22 protein-coding genes and 1 riboswitch are annotated in these 23,796 nt (G+C 56.7%); of the genes, 14 read left to right on the top strand and 8 right to left on the bottom strand.

All coding sequences use genetic code 11. From position 1 onward, the window contains the following. Positions 1–107 precede the first annotated feature (107 nt). From FCN80_RS10920 to FCN80_RS10905, 4 genes are all read right to left on the bottom strand, one after another. Positions 108–455: a hypothetical protein gene (locus FCN80_RS10920; RefSeq protein ID WP_136990189.1), complete on the bottom strand. Its 348-nt coding sequence runs from the start codon at positions 453–455 to the stop codon at positions 108–110. A gap of 753 nt (positions 456–1,208) precedes the next feature. Next, positions 1,209–2,315 (bottom strand): phosphoserine transaminase, encoded by a 1,107-nt coding sequence (locus FCN80_RS10915; RefSeq protein WP_170975366.1) that lies wholly within the window; start codon positions 2,313–2,315, stop codon positions 1,209–1,211. Between the two features lie 19 nt (positions 2,316–2,334). Continuing rightward, positions 2,335–3,600, bottom strand: coding sequence for an ATP-grasp domain-containing protein (locus tag FCN80_RS10910; RefSeq protein WP_230492609.1), 1,266 nt, complete (start codon positions 3,598–3,600; stop codon positions 2,335–2,337). 328 nt (positions 3,601–3,928) lie between these two features. After that, complete coding sequence (locus tag FCN80_RS10905) at positions 3,929–5,125, bottom strand: MFS transporter (protein WP_136990188.1); 1,197 nt, start codon at positions 5,123–5,125, stop codon at positions 3,929–3,931. Between the two features lie 539 nt (positions 5,126–5,664). Here FCN80_RS10905 and FCN80_RS10900 point away from each other — a divergent pair. The 6 genes from FCN80_RS10900 to FCN80_RS10875 all read left to right on the top strand — a co-directional run bounded on the left by FCN80_RS10900 (position 5,665) and on the right by FCN80_RS10875 (position 10,975). Further along, positions 5,665–6,243, top strand: a complete 579-nt coding sequence (locus FCN80_RS10900; protein ID WP_136990187.1) for an RBBP9/YdeN family alpha/beta hydrolase — start codon at positions 5,665–5,667, stop codon at positions 6,241–6,243. A 476-nt stretch (positions 6,244–6,719) separates the two neighbouring features. Continuing rightward, positions 6,720–7,166: riboswitch (cobalamin riboswitch) on the top strand. 145 nt (positions 7,167–7,311) lie between these two features. Continuing rightward, positions 7,312–7,977, top strand: a complete 666-nt coding sequence (locus FCN80_RS10895; RefSeq protein ID WP_136990186.1) for an energy-coupling factor ABC transporter permease — start codon at positions 7,312–7,314, stop codon at positions 7,975–7,977. Between the two features lie 74 nt (positions 7,978–8,051). Continuing rightward, on the top strand, positions 8,052–8,405 hold the full coding sequence (locus FCN80_RS10890) for a hypothetical protein (protein ID WP_136990185.1): 354 nt from the start codon (positions 8,052–8,054) through the stop codon (positions 8,403–8,405). Between the two features lie 2 nt (positions 8,406–8,407). Beyond that, positions 8,408–9,184, top strand: a complete 777-nt coding sequence (gene cbiQ / locus FCN80_RS10885) for a cobalt ECF transporter T component CbiQ (protein WP_136990184.1) — start codon at positions 8,408–8,410, stop codon at positions 9,182–9,184. 11 nt (positions 9,185–9,195) lie between these two features. Continuing rightward, positions 9,196–10,032, top strand: a complete 837-nt coding sequence (locus FCN80_RS10880; protein WP_136990183.1) for an energy-coupling factor ABC transporter ATP-binding protein — start codon at positions 9,196–9,198, stop codon at positions 10,030–10,032. A 115-nt stretch (positions 10,033–10,147) separates the two neighbouring features. Then, on the top strand, positions 10,148–10,975 hold the full coding sequence (locus FCN80_RS10875; protein ID WP_136990182.1) for a hypothetical protein: 828 nt from the start codon (positions 10,148–10,150) through the stop codon (positions 10,973–10,975). On the opposite strand, the gene FCN80_RS10870 is transcribed toward FCN80_RS10875, so the two are convergent. Beyond that, positions 10,966–11,256 (bottom strand): hypothetical protein, encoded by a 291-nt coding sequence (locus FCN80_RS10870; protein ID WP_136990181.1) that lies wholly within the window; start codon positions 11,254–11,256, stop codon positions 10,966–10,968. The genes FCN80_RS10875 and FCN80_RS10870 overlap by 10 nt on opposite strands. Positions 11,257–11,347: 91 nt before the next feature. Continuing rightward, complete coding sequence (locus FCN80_RS10865) at positions 11,348–11,776, bottom strand: hypothetical protein (RefSeq protein WP_136990180.1); 429 nt, start codon at positions 11,774–11,776, stop codon at positions 11,348–11,350. A gap of 508 nt (positions 11,777–12,284) precedes the next feature. Between FCN80_RS10865 and fusA the strand changes: the two genes are divergently transcribed. Continuing rightward, positions 12,285–14,384 carry an elongation factor G gene (gene fusA / locus FCN80_RS10860; RefSeq protein ID WP_136990179.1) on the top strand — a complete coding sequence of 700 codons (2,100 nt, stop codon included), beginning with the start codon at positions 12,285–12,287 and terminating at the stop codon, positions 14,382–14,384. An 82-nt stretch (positions 14,385–14,466) separates the two neighbouring features. Here the strand turns inward: fusA and FCN80_RS10855 are convergent, their stop codons facing one another. Next, positions 14,467–15,336 (bottom strand): DUF2076 domain-containing protein, encoded by an 870-nt coding sequence (locus FCN80_RS10855; RefSeq protein ID WP_136990178.1) that lies wholly within the window; start codon positions 15,334–15,336, stop codon positions 14,467–14,469. 318 nt (positions 15,337–15,654) lie between these two features. Between FCN80_RS10855 and FCN80_RS10850 the strand changes: the two genes are divergently transcribed. The 7 genes from FCN80_RS10850 to ppnP all read left to right on the top strand — a co-directional run bounded on the left by FCN80_RS10850 (position 15,655) and on the right by ppnP (position 22,744). Next, a complete protein-coding gene (locus tag FCN80_RS10850) occupies positions 15,655–16,320 on the top strand; it encodes an epoxyqueuosine reductase QueH (protein ID WP_136990177.1) in 666 nt (221 codons plus the stop codon). 450 nt (positions 16,321–16,770) lie between these two features. Then, positions 16,771–17,976 carry an OFA family MFS transporter gene (locus FCN80_RS10845; RefSeq protein WP_136990176.1) on the top strand — a complete coding sequence of 402 codons (1,206 nt, stop codon included), beginning with the start codon at positions 16,771–16,773 and terminating at the stop codon, positions 17,974–17,976. A gap of 405 nt (positions 17,977–18,381) precedes the next feature. Continuing rightward, positions 18,382–19,926, top strand: a complete 1,545-nt coding sequence (locus tag FCN80_RS10840) for an FAD-dependent oxidoreductase (protein ID WP_136990175.1) — start codon at positions 18,382–18,384, stop codon at positions 19,924–19,926. A 466-nt stretch (positions 19,927–20,392) separates the two neighbouring features. Then, a complete protein-coding gene (gene aroL / locus FCN80_RS10835) occupies positions 20,393–20,926 on the top strand; it encodes a shikimate kinase AroL (RefSeq protein WP_230492608.1) in 534 nt (177 codons plus the stop codon). An 82-nt stretch (positions 20,927–21,008) separates the two neighbouring features. Further along, a complete protein-coding gene (locus tag FCN80_RS10830) occupies positions 21,009–21,200 on the top strand; it encodes a hypothetical protein (protein ID WP_136990174.1) in 192 nt (63 codons plus the stop codon). A gap of 379 nt (positions 21,201–21,579) precedes the next feature. Continuing rightward, on the top strand, positions 21,580–22,350 hold the full coding sequence (locus FCN80_RS10825) for an IclR family transcriptional regulator (protein WP_136990173.1): 771 nt from the start codon (positions 21,580–21,582) through the stop codon (positions 22,348–22,350). 103 nt (positions 22,351–22,453) lie between these two features. Continuing rightward, the gene (ppnP, locus tag FCN80_RS10820; protein WP_136990172.1) at positions 22,454–22,744 is read left to right on the top strand and encodes a pyrimidine/purine nucleoside phosphorylase; all 291 of its coding nucleotides are present in this window, start codon (positions 22,454–22,456) and stop codon (positions 22,742–22,744) included. A 46-nt stretch (positions 22,745–22,790) separates the two neighbouring features. On the opposite strand, the gene rdgC is transcribed toward ppnP, so the two are convergent. Next, the gene (rdgC, locus tag FCN80_RS10815) at positions 22,791–23,699 is read right to left on the bottom strand and encodes a recombination-associated protein RdgC (protein WP_136990171.1); all 909 of its coding nucleotides are present in this window, start codon (positions 23,697–23,699) and stop codon (positions 22,791–22,793) included. Positions 23,700–23,796: the final 97 nt, after the last annotated feature.

Here is a 23,796-nt window from a genome sequence, read left to right as displayed (position 1 = left end):
TCTTACGCGCTTTGTCGGGGAACAATTATCCCTTTGACCGCGCGATATCCTATTGGTTCCCTTGTCAGGGCGTTATTGATCCCGGAAATGGCATTGGCGAAAGACGATCAGGAGCCGAACGCCAGCGCGACCAGTACAATAAGCGAAAACGCGCCAAGCAGGACCATGTGCAGATCGATTTTACTGTGCCGCATACGCATTCCTCTTGTTGTCTGAAGACAGCGTGAGTATGGCGTATTTTTAACCTGCCCGCTGTGACTGCCACACCAGTTTTGCCGGGTAGGGACAGGAGGAATGGCAATCACGCGGGTTGACAACAGGATCTCGCCCGGCATAAAGATCTTCGGCGCACGGACGACGGCGGGAATACGACAGGGCATCATCTGGTTTTGACTGCGATAACGGTCAACGCTATGGCGTATAAAATAAAAGCGATAACAGTCAACATATGTCATCCTCTTCAGAAAAACCTCAGATAGAATAGCCCGTCATATGAATAAATTATGTACCAAAGGTGGCATTAAAGATGAGGCCATCGACCGCGCCGGCTGGGGCGGAGGCCCCGTCGCGAAAGGAAAAAGGCCCGTCGCCATCGTAGGACGGGCAAGTCATTACCAGGGAGCGGTCCAAAGTGATAAAGACCGCACAGACATTATCACTTTTGGTTAAAAAACAAACAGAATGGCGGATCACAAAAATCCGCACGACTTCAATACCGTCCGGCGTATTGTCTTAAAGACCGGCGGGAAGGTTAACGTCCCCTGGGGCGGGTCGTTGTCGGGCCAGGGCCGCGCCAAGCAATCTTTGCGTTTTTGACATAAACCCGTCGGGGGCGACTGGAGTGGAATGCCATTTAATAGCATGAATATTGGGGAAATTTTGCTTTTTTTGTCAGAATTTCCCCCTGTGATACCCATAAACGGTCATGAAGCATTGCCGGGGAAGGGAAAACGCTGAATTCGGCAGGGAGCCGCCTGCTGGCGCCAGAGACAAAAAAGCCCGCACAATGGCGGGTAATCAGGGTAGCGTACCGGCAGATTTCTACCTGCCTGTGCTAATCGTAACTAATTGGACGCAAATTACTGGAGGGTCATCACGAAATCCAATTTATGCAATTTGCACATAATAACATAGGCTGCTCACTGTTAAATTTTCGTATTGTTTTACCGCGAGACGGAAAAATCCTCCCGGCAAGCATTGCCTGGGCATCAGCGGGGGTTTCGGCGACGGAAATCGTCCAAAAATTCCACCAGACGCTCCACCGCCGCCGGTTCCAGCGCGTTATAAATCGACGCCCGCGCGCCGCCTAGGGCGCGATGGCCCTCCAGACCGGAAAAACCGGCCAGGGAAGCATCGGCGAAAAACCGTTTTTCCCGCGCCGCATCGGGCAGGCTGAACGCCACGTTCATATCCGAGCGATCGTCGCCGTCCCCCCAGTGGCGATAGAACCCATCGCTGTCGTCAATGGCGGCATGCAGCCGCTGCGCCTTGCGGTGGTTAATGCGCGCCATATTGTCCAATCCGCCTATCTGATCCCGTAGCCAGCGGGTGACCAGCAGCACCACATAGATCGCGAATACCGGCGGGGTGTTGAGATTGGAATGAGCTTCCACATGACGGCGGTAATCAAGAAACGCGGGTAAATTTTGCGGGGCGGATTGCACCACGTTGTCTCGAACCAGGACGATGGTGACCCCGGCCGGTCCGATATTTTTCTGGGCGTGGGCGTAGATCAGCGAGAATTTATCCGCCTGGCAGGGTTTGGACAGAAAATCCGAGGACATATCGCAAACGCGCGGAACATCATCCCGGCCCAGGATGCGATGAAATTGCAAGCCTTCCACGGTTTCGTTAGAGACATAATGCAGATAGGGCGCATCAGGCGAAAAGGTCAATTCCTCCTCCCTGGGCAGCCGGCGATAACCACAGCGCTCGCCGCTCCAGACCACGCGTACTGGACCCTCGCGCATCGCCTCGGCAATCACCTTGCGGCTCCAGTAACCGGTATCGAGGTAATCGGCGGCGTGCCGCCGGCCGCGCAGCAGGGTCATGGGCACTTGGGAAAATTGCTGGGTGGCGCCGCCTTGTAGGAAAAGAATATGAAAATCCTCGGGCAGATTCAGCAACGCCCGAATATTTTCCTCCGTTTCCCGCACGATGCCGGCGAACCAATCCGAGCGATGGCTGATGCCCAATATGGACAATCCCACCTCGGGAACGGCGATAATCGCCGTTTGAACCTGACGCAATACGATTTCCGGCAGCGCGCCCGGACCTCCTGAAAAATTCAGGGCATTGCGGGTATTTATCGGCATGACGTTGCTTGCTCCCATGTCATCGCGGCACGCCGAGCCGGTGTCCGGCGGCGCGCAGTATCAGCATTTCCCGCATGGCGTTTTTCACTTTCAGCATGTGGTATTGTTTGTGTGGAAAGAGGTCTTCCCTGTCCATGGCGTGGATCACCATGGCAGGATCGATTTCGAATACCAGCAGCCGCCCGTCGGCGGTTTCGGCACAGTCGATACCGAGGTAATCCAACCGGGTCCGGCGGTATATCGCCGCCAGCGCCGTGTGGTGGCGCGCGGCGAATGCCGGGAAGCCCGCCAGAAAATCCGCTTCTTCCGCCCGCTTGCTTTCGTCTTGGTACATGCCGGCATTAAGGTAATGAATCATCCAGTGCGATGAGACAGCCATGTGGCAGGCATAGGGTTGTCCGTCGATAAGGACTATGCGGAATTTGCGGAATAACCCGTCCGCTCCGCGGTAATCCACAAACCGGGAAAGAAAGTATTCCGGCTGGATCTCCTCGCTAAGATAGGTGCGCAACGTTTCCACAGAGGTAATTTTCGCCAGCCCGTGTCCACCGTGGGAACCCTCGGGACGAACGATAATCGGAAAACGGTGCCCCTCGGCGATACCCTCGAGGGTCGCCCGGCCGGCGGCGACATCCTCCAACTGCTTACGGCTGGCATGCAGGGCCGGACAAATGGTCAGGCCTGGCGCGCCCTGCAAAAGCAGACTGGCGGCGTGGCGTTCTGATAAAGGCACATAACCGGGCGCATTAATAATGGGTTTCGGCCAGTCGGCCAGCGCCGTCTCAAGCCGGCGCAACAGATCCCGGCTTTCCTCGTCGGCGCTGACGGCCACCATCGCCAGATCGTGCTCGGGAACCGGGCTGGCCAGTGGATCGCCGGGAGTGAGGAAGTAGTACACCAGCTCGATATCGGCGTTTTCCAGCAGGCAATCCAGCGGGATGTTCGCGGCGAGATCCCCCGGCGTCATCAACATCAGCAGCCGGAGTTTCACCGGTCGGATCTTGGCCCGCAGCCGATAGACCCGCTGCATCGCCAAAGCGTGTTTCTGTATGGCCAGCCCGATCTCCCGTTGTTTAAGACAGAGCATGGCCGTGGCCAGGTTCATCCACAAGGTCGCATCGTCCGGCCGTTGTTGCGCCTGGGCAAGCCAGTCGGCGGCCTGCGTGGAAAAATCGCCGCCGGCGATACTTATGCGCAAAAAAGGCGCCAGACCGATAAATTCGCCGGCCGCTTCGTCAAACCCTTCCAGTACCCCGGTTGCTGGGGATATCGCTATAGTTTGCAATTGGTCTATTCTTCTATGCTTGTCATACTTCTGGGGGGAGGTCGGATCGTTTGCGAAGGCTAGTATGGGTTTTGGCATACCCCTGGTCAAGGTCGTGTAAACGCCCTTTAAGCGGTCTTCTCGGCCGATTGCGGCGAAGATTTTTGAGTATTATGACGGGTTACGCAAAATGGATTGGCGGCGTCCGCCCACCCCGGTCATCCCGACGTCTGAGCGCCTGGGGATAAGGGCGGTTAAGCGACCGTCACCCCGCGAAGCGGCCGAAACAATCGGCCGGACTTAGGGCAAGCCACTCCCTGAGTCAACGGTTTCCGTTGGTTTGCCGGCCTCAGGCTTCTTCGGCATGCCAGGAAGCCCGCGAGGCGAAAGAGAACAGCGCCAGGACGGAAATGACGCAACCGGCGACGGCAACCGCCGGCCAGCCCCAATGGGCGAACAATGCCCCCGCCAGCAAGGCGCCGCTCGAGCCGCACAAAAATACGCTGGTCATAAACAGGCCGTTCAGCCGGCCGCGGGCTTCCGCCGGCAGGGTATAAATGGCGCGCAGGCTGAGAACTTGATGGGTTTGTACGCCGGCGTCAAGCACGATGGCGGCGATGACGAACAGCGTTACGCTGTGCCATGACCAGGCGGCGAACGTCGCGGCGAACGCCAGCGCCACCATTAACATTGCCGCTAAAGTGGCGGGTCCGGTCAGGCCCTTGTCCGCCAGGCGGCCGGCAATCGGGGCGGCCAGGGCGCCGGCGGCGCCGGCCAAGAGAAACAGCGCGATTTCATGCGCTGAAAGCTGGAAACGCGGGCCGGCTAGCACCATGGGCGTGGCGGTCCAAAACAGATTGAAAACAGCGAATAACAGGCCTTGCCACAGCGCGCGGCGACGTAACAGCGGCGTATGGCGAAACAAATGCCACAGCGAACCGAGAATGGCGTAATAGTTGCTGTTGTGTTTCGGCTGCCGCGCCGGCAACAGCAAACGCAGCATAACCGCCAGAATGGCCATTAGCAGGGCGGACAACCAGAAGATCACTTGCCAGCCGAACCAGCCGGCCAATAGCGTCGATAGCGGACGGGACAGCATGATCCCCAGCAAAAGGCCGCCCATGACATTGCCCACCACCCGGCCGCGTTGCGCCTCTGGCACAAGATGCGCGGCAAAGGGCACCAGCACCTGGGTCGCGGCGGAAAAAAAGCCGACGCCGAACACCGCCAGGAAAAACAACGCCGCGGCCGGCGCGACAGCCATGGCCAATAGCGCGAGAGCATTCGCCAGCAAGGCCAAAATCACCAGACGACGGTTTTCCATCAGATCCGCGAGCGACACCAGTAAAATCAGGCCGGCGGCATAGCCTATCTGGGTCACCGTCACCACCAGGCCGGACAGGGTATCCGGCATCGCCAGCGATTGCCCAATGGTGTGAACCATCGGCTGGGCATAGTACAGATTGGCGACCGTGATGCCGCAGGCCGTCGCGAAAACAGCGACGCGGGTGCGGGAAAGGGAACTGCGGGCCGTCTCTTTGTTCATGTATCACCTCATTGACCTACGGGCGGGCAAAATCAAGCGCCGCCGGCTTGACCCGACTTACCCCAATGGGCGGATTGCGGCCACTCCCCTACCGGGCTATGCCCGCCGCTGTCCGGCGAAAGCGGTGCGTTTTCGTCGCGCTGCCCGGGCCTGGGGCGTCTGGCTAGGGAGTGAGCTTTAGCGAGAGAACGTGTGCGCCGTACCCCATCTGGAAGCGCGACGAATCCAGATTCGGCCGCGATGTCCGTTATACCCCGAACGGTTGTCGAACAGACCGGTTGAAGGAGGAACCGCATTGTGAATATGATAGGCATGCCCTTGGAATAATTTTTAACGTAAGTGGACGGCGACGGGTTGTCAAGGGCGACGGTGGTCCCTTGCCGGTAGTCCGCCTCCAGGAGTAAAAACAAGACACGCCAACCGGTTCTGTTGAGCGGTGAAAAACCGGTGACACAATTCTTCGTTATGCTGACCGCTCTTTAGCGAATGCGATCGCCTGGCGTAATGCTCCGGGCGATGTACGAGGAGCGCAAATAAATATGCCCGATCAGATTGTCATTATTCATGGTTTCCTTTCAACGCCCCGTCATCATTGGTTTCGCTGGCTGCAGGCGCAGTTTGAGCGGCAGGGCGCCCGGGTGGTTTTGCCGAGAATGCCCTCGCCGCGCGCGCCGCTGCCCGAACAATGGCTGGCGCAGTTGCGGCAATGCGTTCCGGCGCCATCCCGCCGCACGTGGTTTGTCGCCCACAGTCTGGGCTGCGCGACGCTACTGCGCTACCTGTCCGCGCTGAAACAGGGCGAGGCGGTGGGGGGCGCCGTGCTGGTGGCCGGTTTCGCCGAACCGTTGCCCGCGTTGCCGGAACTCAACGCATTTACTCGGGACCGCTTTAATTTCGACCGGTTGAAACAGATTATCGGCCGGCGCGTTATCGTGCGTTCACTCAATGATGACGTGGTGCCCCCTGAACTGACCGCAACCCTCGGCCGGGCCCTTGCGGCGGAGATGTACAGTTTTCCCGAAGCCGGGCATTTTCGGCGGCAGGATGGCTTTATGACCTTTCCCGCTCTGCTGGAATTGCTTAAACGGTATCTGCCGGCGCCTGGCCGGACGATGTGATAATTTGGAGGCGTTGGGGGAATAAGGCATGCCGTTCACGGCCGGTTCAGACATTAAACAGGAAAAATTGATGTCCGTTGAATAAACAGTCTAACGGATATGCCGACAAAATTGATGTGGATCATATTCGAACCGCTGGGGGAATTCCTTTGCCATTCTGGGAATGTGAAAAGGATGAAAATTGAATCCGGAACGCCATGATTACCGGCTGTATTGTTCCAATAAGGTTACCAATCGGTAATGGAATAGGTATATATCATTCAAGTTGCGTAGCAGCGGAAAATAAGCGGGAAAAGTGTTAGAAGCTATATTTTTTATCATACTGTTTTACATGATTATTTTCAGTTAAATGGCAATAAATTGCTATCGCGTATGTTATTTTCCCCTTGAAATTTTTTTCGGCTGTTATTTTCTTAATGATTTGTTTCTCAGCCTTAATAATTATCTCTTGACGTTACTTAAAAAAGTATTCAGGATTATTGGCACAAGATACGGGTGCCCGATTTTCGCAATCGCGAAACGGGTGAAACGGGAAGCCGGTGCGGAATCCTGACCAGGATAGATTCCTCATCGTTCAAAATGCCTCGCGGCGGTAAGCTGTGGGCGGCAGATTCATCGAAAACGGATTTGTACCGCCAAAGAGGCAACCTGAAGGATGGCGAGTATAGTCACCCCATGAATATCGACCGCAATGCGAAAGCAGCCGCGCGGTCGCCCTGTCGCTCGAATAACCGGGCGATGAGGCGCGACCGGGACGGCCGCCCTGGCGGCAGTCGACATCCGGTGGTGTCATCCCATTCCGGCGCAGCCCCCGCTACTGTAAGCCAGACGAGTTTACACTTTGCCACCGTGTTCGACACATGGGAAGGCGGTAAATGAGAACGACGGCAAGCCAGGAGACCGGCCCGGATCTGTTTGTAAGCACCAATCCCCGGGGTGATGGGAAGGGTTCGACAATCCCATGGCGGCATAATGTTTCTCATTATTCCGCGTTGCGTTTATTCCATCCTTTTCCTCGGTCCGCTGGGTGACTTGCTTGCGTGATCCTTTATTTCATGAGGTAAAGGTATGCATATCGAAGATGGAATTTTGCCCTTATCCGCGTGCGCAGTCTATTACGTCGCCACCGCCGCGTTCGTGATTCCGGGTATCTATGAAATAAAACGTAAAATAAAAAGCAATCTCTCCTACAAACCCTTCCTCGCCATGGTCGGCGTGGCGGTCTTCGTTATTTCAGCGATGCATTTGCCGGTTCCGGTCACCGGATCGAGTTCCCATCCCTGCGGCACGCCGTTGGCGGCGATTATCGTCGGTCCGTTCGCCACGGCGGTGATATCGCTGATTGTGCTGTTTTTCCAGGCGATCTTTCTCGGCCATGGCGGGATCACCACCATTGGCGCCAATACGATTTCCATGGGTATCGTCGGCGCGCTGTCAGGTTACGCGGTTTGGCGCGGGCTGCGGGCGTGCCATGGACCCTTATGGCTGGCGGCGGGCCTGGCCGGGTTGGTGGGGGATTTGATGACCTATCTGACCAGCGCGTTCGAGCTGGCGCTTAGCCTGCATGGCAATGTGCCCTTTATGAAACAATGGATGATTTTTTTCATGGGTTATGGTCCGACGCAATTGCCTCTGGCCGTGGCCGAGGCGGTATTCACCGCGGCGGTGCTGCATGCCATGGTCTCCCGTCGACCGGATCTTTTGCCCGGTATCGCGGCAAAACCAGCGGTCTAGCCGTCAGGAAAACCCCTTCGGCGTGTTGCGCCGGTCCGGCCGGGACAGCAAGCAATCTATTCTTGGAGAAGAGAATGGCAACCAACAGCAATACTCTGAATACCGGGCATAATGCGGACCGTTTTTTCGACGGTTTCACCAAAACGATGCTCACCGTCATGTGCGTTATCCTCTTATTCATTTTCGCCGCGGGCAATTACATGAGCGCCCATAACATGGGCGGCGAGGGTACGGATAATCGCGTCAATGATCTGGCGACCGACGTTGTCCATAAACAGCATCATCCGTTTGCCGAGTTGCCGGGCGATGCGGAAGTGGGGGCGTTTTCAGTGGCCAATTTCTTCGCCGGCCTGATAGTGGGTTATCACTGGCTTAAGCTGTTCGGGCCGAAAGCCGTTGAGACGGCCAAAAAGAAAGAAGAAGAATAAGCATGGCGCTGGCGCGTTTTACGGCCCAGGCGAAGGGGCCTTTGGGTCGTCTGGACGGTCGGATAAAAACAATGGTGCTGCTATCAGCGGTAATAGTGGCCGCCGTACTCGACCGCTGGTACCTCTCGCTGGGGTTATGGGCAGCGGCGTCCAGCCTGTTCTGGGTCATGCCCTGCGATCGCAAGGCATTGTTAAAGCGACTGATCATGCCGTTTGGCATCGCGTGGCTGGTTTTTCTTAGCCTGTTGTTCACCCATGGCGCCCAGCCGCTGTTTGTCGTGCCTTTCCATTTCTTTTCCCTGACCGCTTATCGGGACGGACTGTTTTTCGGCGTCATCATCTTTTTACGGATCATGGCCGCGGTGACCCTGGTGGCCGCGCTATCGTTCAGCACGCCGATGATTGAAATCCTCGAGACGCTGCGTTTGTGCAAAGTTCCGGCCACCCTGATCGATATCGCGGATATGATGTACCGATATGTTTTCATCATGCAGGATACCGCGCATACCATGCGGCAGGCGCAAGTCAGCAGACTGGGCGAAACCGCGCCGTGCCTGAGGCGGATCAAGGATATCGGCGCAATAGCCGGTAGCATCCTTATCCGCTCGTTGGACAAGAGCAGTCGAATTTATCAGGCGATGCTATCCCGTGGTTATGACGAGGATAATCACGAACTGGCGTTCTTTACCGATGCCATCGCGGTTCGCGATAAAATAGTCGGCGTTGCCGCCGGTGTAGCGTTGCTGTTGTTGGTCGTCGCCAATTTCATCCGTCCGTAGTCGAGGTCATCATGGATATCATCGAACTGTCCGACGTCAGCTTTTCCTACGATGGCGAACATAACGCCCTGGACCAACTGAGCTTGCGCGTTGGCCGAGGGGAGCGCGTCGCTATTCTGGGACCCAACGGCGCGGGGAAATCCACGCTGTTTCAATTATTGAACGGACTGCTGCTGCCGGGCAGCGGCACGGTAATGGTGGACGGCCTCCCGGTGGTCAGGGACAATTTCATTGAACTACGCCGCCGGGTGGGGATGGTGTTCCAGGATTCGGACGATCAGCTGTTTAATTCGACGGTGTATCGGGAAGTGGCCTATGGCCTGGTCAATATGAAAATGTCGGGCGAGGCGCTGGACGAAACGGTCAAATGGGCGTTGGGCGTGGTGGGAATGGAAAAGTATATCCACCGTAATCCCTTCAATCTTAGCGGCGGTGAAAAAAAACGCATCGCGCTGGCGAGCGTCATCGCCATGAAGCCGCGAGTCCTGGTGCTGGACGAACCGTTTAATGCGCTGGACCCGCACGCGGCCAGTCATCTGGTGCATATGCTCAACGACATTAACCGGACATTGGGCATCACGCTGGTGTTCACCCTGCATGACATGGATATCGTTCCGTTGCTGTCGGACCGGGTTTATCTGATGAATCAGGGGAAAGTCGTGCTGGGCGGCGATTTGCCGACATTCTTCAGCCACAAAGAGACGTTGCGCCGTTATGATTTGCGCTTGCCGAGGGTGGCGCACCTGGCGGAACTGCTGATGCGTGATGGACGTCTGGCCGGCGACGCGTTGCCCTTGACCATAGGCCAGGCCAAAAGCCGGCTGGACGCCGCCATCGACGGTGAATAGATCCCGCCGGCCCATGCGTCGTCGCGTCGTCCGCTGCCGAACGTGGTTGCTGCAACGGGTTTGATCTAAAATAGTGGCTTGGCGCGCAACACAAGTGTAGGCGGAAAACATCAAAATGAAATTTTGGCTGATAGGGACGGCGTGCATGCTGGCGAGCCTGACCGCCACCGGGGCGTTTGCCGCCGACGCCTGCTTCGCCAGGCACCGCCTGCGCAATGATAACAACAATCTTATCATGCTTGACGGATTGGGTAAGGGCAATATCAAATTGATGGTTTCCGGCATGGTGGGCAAGGATGTGGACGAGCAGGCCAGCGGCAATGTCCGTTTCGATCGCTGCGGCGTGTTGGCCGATGCGCTGTTTGATTATCGGAAAAACGAACGGAATGTGTCGCTCAGAATGGTCAATCATACCGCTCGAACGGCCCATGGCTGGATGACCGACTATGAGCTGGCGGTTATCGTCGATCGTGACGGACACCCCGAACTGGCGACGCACAAGCAGGGTCAAATCCTCTTTTCCACGGATAAACTCGGGCAGATCACGTCGGCGTCGGATGCCTTTGTGCTAGACGGAGATAAAGGCTTCACCACCACAATCTATTATTATGACAAGCAGCGCCGGTTGGTGAAAAGCGTGGCGCGCGGTTCTGACGTCCTGGCCAATGATCAGTATCTTTATCATTATGACGATAAGGGACGTCTGCATAATATCGTCAACGCCAAAGGCGTGACGACCTTTCACTATGATGGGTTGAACAGAGAAACGGGATCTGAACGGGTTTCCACCACCTCCGTTAGTCAGACCAGCAAATCCGAACAATGCCGGCGGTTCGACGATGCGGGCAATTGCACGTTAAGCTATGCCCGTGAAACAGAGATCTTTCCCACGGCGATAATCCATCGCAACACCAGCACCGCCATGCAGTACAATTATTGGTAAGGCGGCGAGGGCGGTGTCATCTGGGCGAGGACGGCGCGCAACCGATGCAGCGCGGCGATTTCCTTTTTCAGTTCGGCCAGTCTGGCGCATTGTTCGCGTCGGACCGCGCTGAGGGATGTGTCCGGTATCAGCGCTTGCAAATCCCTGATCAACGCCGGCAGTTTCTTGGTCGGCGCCTGTCTGGCGAAATGGCATAGCGCGGCGAAGGTGAAAACGGGTTGCGCTGTTTCGTCGCGGGTTATCATGCGTGGATGCCGCAGATAAAGATCCAGCAGCGCCAATTAGGTGTCCGCCACGATTTCATTTTCCCGCACAAAAGCAATCCAAGCGGCATATTCTTCTTCCAAGTCGAAACCGTCGTTCAAGCCGAAACTATCGTTGTCGATAACCATTGATCCGCGTCCGTAACCTGTCGCCGAGCAACGCCAAATCCCGTTGCCAATACAAATAATCCGCATTTAACCGGTCTTCGCCGGCCGATACCTGTTTATGGCGGGTTTTGATGGCCCGCGCGATACAATCGTCCATGGCGCCAAGCAGCGCTTTAATACCGCTAGTGCGCATTGCCGTCAGCCCCCCCGGATAACCGGCCAATGACACCGGCCATTGCCGGCCTAAGATTCGGATCGCGGGACGAAGGCGGAAAAGTGAAACCCTGTGCGCCACGTTTGTTCCGGGAACGCAGGCGGCCACAATGACCGGCGGCGCGATCGGAAGCGCGGCCAGCTCTTCGCTAAGGACATCACGCCGGCGCTGCCAGGACGTCGGGTCTCCCCCGTTTTGCATGATGAGAATAATCAAACGCCGGTCCAGGTCGGGGAAGTGACCGCGCAACGCTTGCAGAAAACGGCGTTCGTCGGCGCTGAACCGGCCTGAAGACGTCGCCGGCGCCCTGGCAAAATAAAAAAGCCCGCACAGGGGCGGGCAAGGACTTCACAGCAAACTGAAACGCTCATTATGCCCGTCGTTGAAAGGGATGAGTGAATTCATACTGCTTATCGCACGGGACTTAATATGGCTCAGGACGAATAAACACCAAGGCAACCGAGGCTGAAATAATCCTGTAAGTTATGCGTATATACTCTAAATATTTGGCGTTGCGTCGCGGCGGCGAGCGCGCGGGATAAAGGCACAGGCGGACATTGAAGCCGATGATTAAAAAGCGCATGCTGACCTGGCGCTTGCCAAGGAAGAAACGGCTTTTTCCACTAGCGCGGTAACCCTAATTCATTACTCAGGCACCCCCGCCGAGGCCGGCAGGGGAAGGAATCACAGCAGGTTTGTCCCTTTGGGCATCTAAGGTAATAGTATGGTCCGCAAAACTCCCATAGAACGATATCGCAACATTGGCATCAGCGCGCATATTGATGCCGGTAAGACCACCACTACCGAGCGTATTCTGTTTTATACCGGGGTCAGCCATAAAATCGGCGAAGTGCATGAAGGCGCCGCCACGATGGACTGGATGGAACAGGAACAGGAACGCGGAATTACCATTACCTCAGCTGCCACCACGACATTCTGGAAGGGAATGGCCGGTAATTATCCGGAGCATCGCATCAATATTATCGATACGCCGGGGCATGTGGATTTCACTATCGAAGTGGAACGCTCCATGCGGGTATTGGATGGCGCGGTCATGGTATACGATTCGGTTGGCGGCGTGCAGCCGCAATCGGAAACCGTCTGGCGTCAGGCCAATAAATACAAAGTGCCGCGTATCGCCTTCGTTAATAAAATGGATCGCACCGGCGCGGATTTCCTGCGGGTGCAAAAACAAATAGCCGACCGGTTGAAAGGCGTGGCGGTGCCGATCCAACTGCCGGTGGGCGCAGAAGATCATTTCCTGGGCGTGGTGGATTTGATCAAAATGAAAAGTATCGTCTGGGACGACGCCAGTCAGGGTGTTAAGTTCACCTATGAGGATATCCCGGCAGAGCTGCTGGAGTCTGCCCGGGAATGGCGCGGCAGGATGCTGGAGGCGGCGGCCGAGGCCAGCGAGGCATTATTGGAAAAATACCTCGACAGCGGCACGCTGGATGAGGAGGAAATCAAAAGCGCCTTGCGCGCCCGTACCATCGCCAATGAAATCGTGCCGATGTTGTGCGGCAGCGCGTTCAAAAACAAAGGGGTACAGGCTTTGCTGGATGCGGTGGTGGATTTTCTGCCCTCTCCCATTGATGTCCCCGCCATTGTCGGCCACACCGAAGATGATCGGGAAACGGAACGCCACCCCGGCGATGATGAGCCGTTTTCGGCGCTGGCGTTCAAAATCATGACCGATCCCTTCGTCGGCCAGTTGATTTTTTTCCGGGTGTATTCCGGCACGGTATCCACCGGCGATTCCATCTATAACCCGGTGAAAGGGAAAAGGGAGCGTCTTGGCCGGCTGTTACAGATGCATGCCAATGAACGCAGGGACATTAAGGAAGTCCGCGCCGGCGACATCGCCGCCACGCTGGGAATGAAAGAGGTGACCACCGGCGACACGCTATGCGATCCCGATCATCCCATTATTCTCGAACGCATGCTCTTTCCCGATCCGGTTATTTCGCAGGCTATCGAGCCAAAGACCAAGCTTGATCAGGAAAAAATGAGTATCGCGCTAGGCAGGCTGGCGCAGGAAGATCCGTCGTTTCGGGTAAAAACCGACGAAGAATCCGGCCAGACCATCATCTCCGGGATGGGAGAATTGCATCTGGAAATTTTAATGGAGCGGATGCGGCGGGAATTCGGCGTGGAAGTCTCGGTGGGCAAACCGCAGGTGGCATATCGCGAAACCCTTCGCAAAACCGTCGAGGAAATTGAGGGCAAGTTCGTCAAGCAAACCGGCGGCCGGGGCCAGTACGGCCATGTGGTGTTGAAAATCGAACCGCAGGCGCCGGGCATGGGTTACGCGTTCGTCGACGCCATCAAAGGGGGCGTGGTGCCGCGGGAATACATTCCCTCGGTGGACAAAGGTATCCAGGATACGCTGACATCCGGGGTGCTGGGCGGTTATCCGGTAGTGGATGTCAAGGTCACGCTGGTGTTCGGGTCCTATCATGAAGTGGACTCCAATGAAAACGCCTTCCGGATGGCGGCGTCCATGGCGTTTAAAGACGGAATGCGTCAGGCGCAACCGGTATTGCTTGAGCCGATGATGGCGGTGGAAGTGGAAACGCCGGAAGCGTTCATGGGCAATGTGATGGGGGATCTGTCTTCTCGGCGGGGCATGGTCCAGGGCATGGAAGACCTGGCCGGCGTTAAGGTGATCCGCGCTGAAGTGCCGCTGGCGGAAATGTTCGGCTATTCCACCACGCTGCGCTCGCTTTCCCAGGGACGCGCCACCTATACCATGGAGTTCAAACACTACGCCGAAGCGCCCAAAGCGGTGGCGGAACAGGTCATCAGTCACCGTCGCAAATAGCGGCCGATCGCGTTTTTACACCGCGCGTTTCGCCGCGGCCGGGGAGAGAGCCCGGCCGCGGCCGTATTGTTACCGACGCGGGTTAAATATAACTGTCGTCGTCGTTGCCGAAGTCATCGTTGCCGAAATCGTCGTTGCCGAAACCGTCATTGCCAAAACCGTCGTTGCCAAAATTGTCATTGCCAAAACCGTCGTTGCCAAAATTGTCATTGCCGAAACCGTCATTGCCAAAATTGTCGGCATTGCCAAAGCCATTGTCATCGCCGTTGTCGTAATCGGTGTTGCCGGAGTCATCGTTGTTCTGATCAAGGAATCGGCTGTCGGAGACGTCGTTGAACGTGCTGAGGTTGTCGGCATCAAAATTCTGATTGGTCAGCGGATCGGCGGCCGGATCCATAGGCTGCTGGTCGATGATATTAACAATGTCCTGCGGCTGGGAATGGTGGAACATGCTGGTCAGCATGTCGGCCAGTACCACGCCGCCCGCCACACCGGCGGCGGTTTGCAGCGCGCCGGCCATAAAACCGCCGCCCCTGGGCGCGGCCGGCTGTTGGGCATAGCCGGTATACCCGGGTGGCGTCTGGGCATAACCGGTGTTACCCGGCGCAACCGGCTGAGCCGGTTGCGCCGGCGCGTTCCAGTGGTTGCCCGGGGCGGGGCGTGAATTTTTACCGCCGCCGAACAGGCTGCTGAGAAACCCGCCGCTGGACGGCTGGCTGTTCTTCAATGTCGTCATTTCTTCTTCCAGGTTACGGATCCTGGCGTGCAGACGTTTCAGCGCGGCTTCCTGGATCAGCATGGACTGCGCCATATAATAGGGCGCCGAAGGCTGTTGCTGCACAAACTCCCTGATTTGCCGGTCCGCGTCGGCATCCCGGGCGCCGTTTTGCTGTTCCGCCTGCTTTAAGCGCTGAAACAGCCCTTCTATAAGACGTTGTTCTTCAGATTGCATGGCATGACCTTTTGATTGCTCAGGTTCGCAGCGAACTGCATTAATGACAAATTTAGTCTGATTACCCTTAATCGGGAAGATACCCAGCGTAAAGGTTTGCAGAAAAATGTTACCAACCAACATTATTATTGCCTTACTTTCCCTGACCCGCCGTCGGGCGTAGGTCGCGCGCCGCTCCCGCCAACCTGCGCGGCAACGGAACATGTCTCCAGGGCCGTTGTGGTTTAATCAACGGTTAACATCAGGGAGCCGCGTCTATCCATTGGCCGCCGTTATGCTATATTTCGCCGAAGGCCCTTTCCTTTAGGAGCAAATGTTATGGCGCAACCCCATCGCCCCGTTCTCACACTCCCACGGCAGGCAAACCGGCTTTTGCTGCATTCCTGTTGCGCGCCCTGTTCCGGCGAAGTCATGGAGGCCCTCAGCGCCTCGGCTATCGATTACACTCTTTTTTTCTATAACCCCAATATTCATCCGCAACGGGAATATCTCATCCGCAAGGAAGAAAATATCCGTTTTGCGCAAAAACACCGGGTACCGTTTATCGACGCCGACTACGACACCGATAATTGGTTCGCCCGGGCCAAGGGGATGGAGAATGAACCGGAACGCGGCATCCGTTGCACCATGTGTTTCGATATGCGATTTGAGCGGACTGCGTTATATGCCTACGAGCAGGGATTTCCGGTGATAACCAGTTCCCTGGGCATTTCCCGCTGGAAAAATATGCAACAGATAAACGAATGCGGTAAACGCGCGGCCGCCCACTACCCCGGCATAACGTATTGGGATTACAACTGGCGCAAGCAGGGTGGCGCGGCGCGCATGATTGACATCAGTAAACGTGAACGCTTTTATCAGCAGGAATATTGCGGTTGCGTCTATTCGTTGCGTGACAGCAATAAACACCGTAAATCACAGGGCCGGGATATTATCCGCATAGGCGTAAAATATTATGGCGCCGATGATGATAATGACGAATAAATCGAGTCGACGTATTCCCGTCAACTTTCACGATGCCTCTTTGATGGCTGCGCCCACCCCTCCCGGATTTAACGGATGAATCCGCTGACGCTGAGTTTTGGGCGGCGGCGGGCCCTTTATTTTGGCATTCCGTGCGGTTTTTATTTTCAGTCAGCGTATTTGCCGCGGGGAACATAACATGACGGTTAACGATGTAAATAAATTGTTGATATAGGTTGCCGGCGGGATAATTCCAATGGCCGCTGATAACCTATTGATATCAATTCACTCCATAACATACGCCATGTAACGGATGCCCAGGTCGTTTATACCCTCCGGGCGGCATTTCATTCCTCCATCGGTGTAACTCATTCCCAATCAGCCCCACCTACTGTCCGGTCTTTTATAGTGAAGTTATTCCGCCCGTGTAGGGCATCAATAATTTCGGCTACTAGCGATGCGAGGCAGAAAATGATTATTCAACGCGGCAACCCCCTCCGTTGGCTGACCCTGGCGGGTACGGTGATTACCCAGTTCGCCTTGGGCTCGGTGTACACCTGGAGTCTTTTTAACGGCCCGCTGGCCGATAAGTTGCATCAACCCGTCAGCCAGGTGGCGTTTTCGTTCGGCTTGCTAAGCCTGGCGCTGGCGGTGGCCTCTTCGCTGGCCGGCAAGTTCCAGGAGCGCTTCGGCGTGCGGCGGGCCACCCTCGGCGCCGGCATCATGCTGGGCGTGGGATTTTTTCTGACCGCCCGGGCGGATAATCTACTGTTATTGTGGTTATGCGCCGGCGTGCTGGTGGGTTTTGCCGATGGCGTCGGCTATCTGATGACGCTATCGAACTGCGTAAAATGGTTTCCTGAACGCAAGGGCGTGATTTCCGCTTGTTCCATTGGCGCCTATGGACTGGGCAGTCTGGGATTCAAATACATCAATAGCCTATTGCTGGCGCATTACGGATTGCGCGACGCTTTCGAGTTATGGGGGCTTATCGCCATGTTGATGACTATCGCCGGCGGTCTGCTGATGACCGATGCCGTATGTCGACCCGGCCGGCACGTTGCGGGCGGACGCGATTTTTCCCTGGCGCAGTCTATACGGATGCCGCAATACTGGCTGCTGGCGCTGATGTTTCTGACCGCCTGCATGAGCGGATTGTATGTGATCGGGGTGGCGAAGGATGTGGGGGAAAGCCTGGTGCATTTGCCTTCCGCCGCCGCGGCCAATGCCGTTACCATCATTGCGCTGGCCAATCTGGGGGGCCGGTTGGCGCTGGGGGTACTTTCCGACCGGATGACGCGCATCCGGGTCATTTCCCTCGCCCAGGGCATCACGCTTATCGGTATGGCGACGCTGCTGTTCGCCCGCCACGACCCGTTATCATTTTTCACGGCGCTGGCGTGCGTGGCATTCAGCTTCGGCGGGACCATCACCGTGTATCCCTCGCTGGTGAGCGACTTTTTTGGACTGAACAATCTGACCAAAAATTATGGACTCATTTACCTGGGGTTCGGTATCGGCAGTATTATCGGTTCGATAGTCGCCTCATTGTTCGGCGGTTTCCTGGTCACTTTCCATTTAATTGTCGCGCTGTCGGTCATCTCGCTGGTTATCTCGCTGACGTTGCATAGGCCTGACGCCGATCCGTTGACGCTACAACAGGCAACGGGTAAATAAGCGCGCATTACCCCTAAGCCGGCCCGGTCGAAATGACCCCCGGCTTGTTTGGCCAGCGCCCCTAAACCCTCCCCATACCGGCGACCCGCCCATCAAAATGCCTCCTTCGCCAGGGCGATACCGGTCTTCGCCACCCTCGTCCCTCATTAGCTGCTAGGCTTAATGATAAACCTGTCAAAAAGTACGGTTTCCCTACTCTCGATACGTCGTATTGCATCATGGCGGGCGGTGATTGACGCCTTTCGTCGGCAGCGCATCCCACCCGCCCGACGCGGCCCCTCTCCACAACGCCGGGTTGTCTTTTCATTACCCACGGGGAACAGACTCCTTGGCCACGGGGTAAATACGAAGAACGGCAAAGACGCTATGCGGGGTATCACGGGTAAAAAATCGAAGGAGTCTATCGTGGCTTTTCAAAGAGTCATGTCGTTATCCGCCATGGCGGAATCGGAACCCCAAAAAATCAGCGTCGATGGAACCGACATCGTGCTGGTCAAACTGGGCGATAAAGTCTTCGCGCTGGAGGCGGCCTGTCCCCATTCCGGCGCGCCGCTGGAAAAAGGCGCCGTTTGCCAAGGGAAATTGATTTGTCCCTGGCATAAATCCGTCTTTTCCCTTGACGGTACATTGGAGGATCCGCCGGCGCTGCGTTCCCTTAAGCGATACCCGGTCAACATCGAAGGGAACGCCGTGTGGATCGACCCCTCGCCGATGGCTCAACCAGGCGTCCCGTCCATTGCCGTTGAATCGGACACGGAAGCGCTGGTGGTGGTGGGGGCGGGCGCCGGCGGCAGCGCCGCCGTCAAGGCGCTGCGTGACAAAGGTTATGCCGGACGATTAATCGTCATCGACCGCGAGAAACAGGCTCCCTATGACCGCACCGCCTTATCCAAATTCGTTCCGCAGGGGGATATGGCCCTCGATGAGGTGCCCGCGTTACTGGAGACACGTTTCTACCGCGAAGAACACATCGAGCGGATAACGGGTGATGTCGAGGCATTGTGCGTTAAAGAGCGTAAGCTGCGCCTGGCTGATGGCGGCATCATACCTTACCGGCGGTTGCTGTTGGCGACCGGCGGCACGCCCCGCCGGCCGGATTTGCCCGGTAAGGCGCTGCTGGGCGTCGAAGTGCTACGCAGTTGGGAACACGCGGCGGCCCTGATGAGCGCGGTGGAAAAACGGCATCGGCTGGTCATCATCGGTAACAGCTTTATCGGTATGGAGATGGCGGCGGCGTTACGCAAACGGAATGTCGATATCACGGTGGTGGCAAAGCGTCCGCTGCCCTTTGAGCAACAATTCGGTACCGTACTGGCGACGTTTTTTCGTCGTCGCCACGAGGACAGGGGAGTGAAATTCGTCGACGGCGAACCGGCGTCATTCGACGGCGAACAGCGGGTAACCGGGGTTATCCTTAAGGACGGCCGGCGCGTTGACGGCGATTTGGTTTTATTGGCCACCGGCGTCGCGCCGTCCACCGGTTTTATTCACGATTTGCCGCTCAATGACGACGGCAGCCTGAGCGTGGATTCGGCCATGTCGGCCGGTCAGGATGTTTACGCTATCGGCGATATCGCCACGTTTGCGCTTAATGGCCGGCCCACGCGCATTGAGCATTGGCGGGTGGCGCAGCAGCAGGGGCGCATCGCCGCCGCCGCGATGATAGGCGGGAACGACGCCTATCATGCGATACCCTATTTCTGGACCCAACATTATGGCGTCCGCTATGAATATCTGGGCCATGCCACTGATTGGGATGATATCGACATTTTCGGCTCCCCCGATAAAGACGATTTCGTGGCGCTGTTTAGCCGGGATGAACGCTTGGCGGCCGTGGTGGCCGCCGGCCGTATGCGCACCACCGGCACCCTGTTGGTCAGGATGGGCGAACCGCTCACCCTGCGCGAGGCGCGACGCATCGTCAACGAGGTGGCCGAACCCGGAAAGTAAGCCACCGAACGTCCAGGGGAGCGGCGCCGGGGCGGCCCGTAGGATAAGCCGCCGCGGTTGTCCGGCGTTGTCCGACAATGCCAGCGCCGGTTTTTTCTTTGGTCGGGGAGACAACCCCATTAAAAATATGTTATATACTCGCCATACTTCCCGTCGCCTCTTCGTCGGTTGCCTTGCTCATCCCCAGTGACGGCGTAAGCGATGCGACTTAAATGATTTACCAAGTACCCGTCATCTTCCTATCGCCGCCGGCGAGCTGAATGCGTTTCCGACGATTGCCGCCTAGTCGCAACGGTAGTGGCGGGTATGCCCAATGCGCGGGCAATCATGATCGTTGCTGAAGTACGGGTCTCGATGGCGTGATCCGGACTGGACGCGAGGGGCCATTGCTGCCAGAATTGCCGCCGATCGAACGGGCCGAACACGGCCAACCTTGCGATTGCAGTTAATAACAAAAGGAAATCAGTTGATTACTCAGCCCATTTATTTGGTCGGCGCGAGGGGTTGCGGTAAAACCACCGTAGGCTGCGCGCTGGCCCAGGCTCTGGGATTTCAGTTTAGCGATACCGATCATGCATTGCTGGCGTCCACCGGCCAAAGTGTGGCCCGGATAGTGGAAACCGAGGGATGGACCGGTTTCCGGGCCAGAGAAAGCGAGATATTGCACAAGGTCACCGGCGCCTGTGGTCATCAGGTTATCGCCACCGGCGGCGGTATCGTTTTGTCCGAGGCCAACCGGCGGTTTATGCGGGAGCACGGTATCGTGGTCTATTTGCATGCGGCGGCGGCTGTACTGGCCCATCGTTTGTCGACGGTTCCTCAGGAGGAACAGCGGCCCAGTCTCACTGGCCGGCCGATCACCGAGGAAATCGAGGAAATCCTGCTGGCGCGCGAATCGCTGTATCAGGATGCCGCCCATCATGTGCTTGACGCCAGCGCCGCGCCGCAGGATGTGGTCTTGGCGATTATGCGCCAACTTTGCCCCTGCGCCGCCGGTTAAGACACCCCCGCGCTCTGTGGGGCGGGATGCGGCGCTGTCGGCTATACTTAATGGGTCTCGTTGCATCAAAGGAGAAATGACCATGGCGAGTAAACCACCGTATCCCCGTGAAGCCCATATTGTGCGAAAGGAAAAAGGATTGCCCGGCAGAACCCAGCAAGTCTACGAGCTGCGCGCCAATCATCCAAGGCCGGATACGCTTATCAGCGAACACCCTTCCGAGCAGGAAGCCTTGGACGCCAAGCAACGGTATCAGGGTAAAAGCGATGCCTGACGGCCGCGGCGCGGCAAACGGTCTGTTCCAATGCCGCCCCGCGCCTTGGGAACCCGCGCCTTCCCCACCGGTTGTGGCCGCCGCGTTGCCGTTGCCGGCGGCGGGATAACCGATCGTTTGAGCCATTAACCGCCTTAATGGACGACACAAGGCCAGTAACCGTGCTAATACCGTATAATACGCTGAATTATGCCGGTTTTTAGCCGGGTTTTCCTCATGTTCCCCTGACTCTTTCGGTTAACGTCATGTCCGTGTCAACGGTGACGATATGTTTGTCTGCCGTCCGTCGCGGGGGAAAAATATTGTCTTGACGAACAGCGGCGACCACTTAAAGATGGACTAACCTGCTGTTAAAAAATAGCCAAAATGCAAAGTTATCATGTCTACCTTAGAAAACGCCTCCGCAGTGCTAAAACTGTTTGCCCGTGAAGATGTTTCGCTACGCCAGTCGGGGTTATCTTTCAGCGACGTGGCCAGCCGTCTGCCTTTACCGAAAAGCACGCTATCCCGCCTACTTATCGCCATGGAAGGTCAAGGATTACTGGTACGCAATCCCGTCAACCGGCTTTATTCGGTGGGGGATTTGTTTTTGGCCGTCGGCAGCCCCTACCACGCCAAGCCGTTGGTCGATTTGGTCGCGCCGGCGGTGGAACGCCTGGCCGCCCTGCATGACTGCGCCGGTTTCGTCTGCGTACTGGAAAAGGAGCATGTGCGGATTACCTCGATTACCGCCGGCCACGCCGAGCGGCCGGATTATTTTGCCGTTGACCATCTTTTGCCGGCCGCGCACACCGCCGCTGGCCGCGCGCTGCTGTCCGGCTATGCCGAGCGCGATATTATCGCGCGTCTGGTGCCGGACGCCCCGGCCTATGCGGCTTTTTCGCAACATGGCCTTACCCGTTTACTGGAGCGCCTCACCGTGGTACGTCGCCAGGGGTGGTCCTATGCCCGCAATGAAACCCGTCCTGATTATAGCGAGCTGGCCACCGCCCTACGGCATCCGCTACGCAATGAACGCGTCGGTCTGTGCCTGACCTTCCCAAGTTTAAGCGACAGTGATGATTTCCCGCATTCGCTATTGACCAGTCTGAAAGCGGCAACGCAGAGTCTGGCTGAAAAAATCGGTGATGACGACTGGCTTCGGCGTTGAGGTTTTCTGCCGGATCGCCGGTGTTTTTCTCTTTCAGAACGTGACAAAACGTCATTTCAGCTTTTACTATGAGGGACTTATTGATAAACCAAGGAAAATATACATGCTGAATGTAAATGAGTATTTTGCCGGTAAAGTGAAATCCATCGGATTCGACTCCCCCAGTATCGGTCGCGCCAGCGTCGGCGTCATGGCGGCCGGCGACTATACTTTCACCACGGCCCAGCCCGAGGAAATGACGGTCATTAATGGCGCGTTGAAAGTGTTGCTGCCCGGTACGCATGATTGGCGGGTGTTCATGCCCGGCGAGACATTCAGTGTTCCTGCCAAAAGCGAGTTTTCCCTTCAGGTGGCCGAACCCAGCGCTTACCTGTGCAAGTATTTGAATAAATAGGCGCCAGGACGAAAATCCGTCCTGACGGTGAATCTCGGCCGGGCGTCTAGCGCTGGGGTTCGCCGCCCAGCGCCTCGGTCAATTCGGTCATCAGCGCCGATAGCTCGCCGGTCATCAGAATAAAATCCGCGTCAAAGCGCTGGGCCGCGTCTTCTTTATCGATATCTTCATTCCGCTCGCGTAGCGTATCGGCGAATTTTAGCCGTTTCACGCACGCATCGTCGGCCAGAACGAACTGGATGCGTTCCCGCCAGTCCAGCGCCAGTTTGGTGACCTGTTTTCCCGCTTCGATATGGGCGGCGATTTCATCGCTGGCGAGATCCTGTTTTTTACAGCGGATGATGCCGCCTTCTTCCAACAGCGCTTTTAATTCGGCCTCATCCTGCACGGTAAAACCGGCCGGTGGTTCGCCGCGCACCCACTCGGTCAGGGTCAGTTCGACGGGGGTGTCCAGCGTCAGCGGCACCACCGGCAGGGATCCGAGGGATTTACGCAGCAGCGCCAGGGCGTCTTCGGCTTTCTTGGCGCTGGCGGCGTCGACCATCACCCGATCCGTTACCGTGTCCAGCCAGATAAAGGTCTGGCTGAAGCGGCTGAAAGCCCGCGGCATCAGGTTGAACAATACTTCATCCTTCAAACTGTCTTTTTCGACTTTACGCAGTTTTCGGCTCTGTTCGGCTTCAAGCCGGTCGATTTTCCCCTGCAGTTCCTGTTTGACCACCGAGGAGGGCAATATTTTTTCTTCCTTGCGGACACACACCATGATTTGCCCCCCGGCGACATGGGTCAGGGCTTCGCTTTTCGGTCCCAGCGGCGACACCCAGCCGGATTTCGCCATGTCCTGACTGCCGCAGGGAGTAAAGGCCGCTTGGGCCAGCAGTTTTTCCATGTCGTCCGCCGACGTTTCGAGGGAACGGGTCAAACGGTAAATCATAAGGTTTTTAAACCAGAACATTATTATTAATCCCTGAACGGGCGCGCCACGGCGCGCATGTTTTCAAACGCAGCGCGCATCATACCGCATTAGGCCATACCCTCAGCTATGGAATTTT

Origin of the sequence: Martelella alba, assembly GCF_005217455.1 — a bacterium.
Classification (GTDB): Bacteria; Pseudomonadota; Gammaproteobacteria; order Enterobacterales; family Enterobacteriaceae; genus Acerihabitans.
The sequence above is the reverse complement of the archived record's forward strand: the minus strand, read 5'-3'. Positions and strand labels throughout refer to the sequence as shown.